Source organism: Fictibacillus arsenicus, assembly GCF_001999465.1.
GTDB classification, from domain to species: domain Bacteria; phylum Bacillota; class Bacilli; order Bacillales; family Fictibacillaceae; genus Fictibacillus; species Fictibacillus arsenicus.
Window position 1 is genome coordinate 1 of the sequence record NZ_MQMF01000026.1, and the last position, 1494, is coordinate 1494.

Annotated in this window: 2 protein-coding genes; one reads left to right on the forward strand and one right to left on the reverse strand. The window is 67.3% G+C overall.

Annotated features, from left to right (window positions below; translation table 11 throughout):
• A partial coding sequence (locus tag UN64_RS21575; RefSeq protein ID WP_171978991.1) for a DEAD/DEAH box helicase family protein occupies nt 1–1177 on the reverse strand: 1177 nt, incomplete at its 3' end.
• A 92-nt stretch (nt 1178–1269) separates the two neighbouring features.
• Here UN64_RS21575 and UN64_RS21580 point away from each other — a divergent pair.
• On the forward strand, nt 1270–1494 hold a 225-nt coding region (locus UN64_RS21580; protein ID WP_369073188.1), incomplete at its 3' end, for a helix-turn-helix domain-containing protein.

The following is a 1494-nucleotide window of genomic DNA, read 5'->3' on the forward strand; positions in this document are numbered from 1 at the left end:
CGACGACGGCGGCCCGCGTCTCGAAGATCTGCTGGGTGAGGGGCTTCTGCTGGGATGGCTCCCGTTCGGGAAGGTCTTGGTTGAAGTACTCGAGATTTCCGCCGACGTCGATGACGGTGAAGGAGGTCTTGTCCCGGCCAGGGCCGAAGAGGTCAGGGCGCAGGCGGGTGCCGCGGCCGATCATCTGCCAGAACTTGGTCTTGGAGCGGATGAGCTTGAAGAACACGAGGTTGACGACGTCGGGCACGTCCACCCCCGTGTCCAGCATGTCCACGCTGATGGCGATGTGCGGGGCCTTGCCGGGGGTCTTGAAGTCGTCCAGCAGGGCGTCCGGGTAGCGGCTGGCGTGGGTGATGATCTGGGCGTACCGGCCGCCGAGCTCCGGCCACTGGGCGTCGAACCGCTGCAGGATGAACTCGGCGTGCGGCTGGTTCTTGGCGAAGACGATGGTCTTGCCGAGCCGTTCGCTGCCGGCCACCTTGTGGCCGTGCTCCCTGAGGGTGGAGAGCACGCGGTCCACGGTGTCCGCATTGAAGAGGAACCGGTTGATCTCCTCGCTCGAAACCTCCTCGGGCGCCTCGTCCTCGCCCCAGTCCAGCGCGTCCCAGGCCTCCTGCTCCTCGGCGGGAAGCTGATCGTACCGGGTGCCGCGACGCAGGAAGGTGGTCCCCACGGAGACGCCCCGCGGCGGCACCAGGAACCCGTCCGCCACGGCCTCGTCGAGGGTGTAGGCATCAGTCGGCACGCCGGGCTCGAGGCCGAAGAGGCCGTAGGTGTTCCGGTCGATCTCGTCCTTGGGGGTGGCGGTGAGGCCCACGAGAAGGGCATCGAAGTGGCGGAAGATCTCGCCGTACTTGGCGTATACGGACCGGTGGGCCTCGTCCACGATCACCAGGTCGAAGTATCCGGGGTCGAAGCGGGCGCCCTGGCCGGTGGACTCCTGGATGAGGCCGAGCATGGTGGGGTAGGTGGAGGCGTAGACGCGTCCCTCCCCGTGCCGGTTCTTCAGCAGGTTCACGGTGGTGCCGACGAAGCCGTGCTCCACGAAGGCGTCCGCGGCCTGCTTCACGAGGGCCTGCCGGTCCGCCAGGAAGAGCACGCGCTTGACCCATCCGGCGCGGGCCATCTGGTCCACCAGGGCGACGGCGGTGCACGTCTTCCCGGTGCCGGTGGCCATCACCAGCAGTGCGGCGCGGCGCTTGTTCTCGAACGCATCAGCGTATGCGACGAGGGTTCACCGTCAGTGCCATGTGTGCGAGAATCGCACACATGTCGCCGACCACTCCTCATTCGCTGGGTGCCCGTGTACGTGCCGCGCGGGAGCGTCGCGGGATGTCCCAGCAGGACCTAGCTACCGCCGTTGGCCTCGAGCGCACCATGGTCAACCGGATCGAAGGCGGACAACGGAAGGTCACTGCCCTGGAGCTGGCCTCCATCGCCGATGCCCTGGGAACCCGAATGCAGTCGTTCTTCACCGAGCCTGCGCCAGCGCTC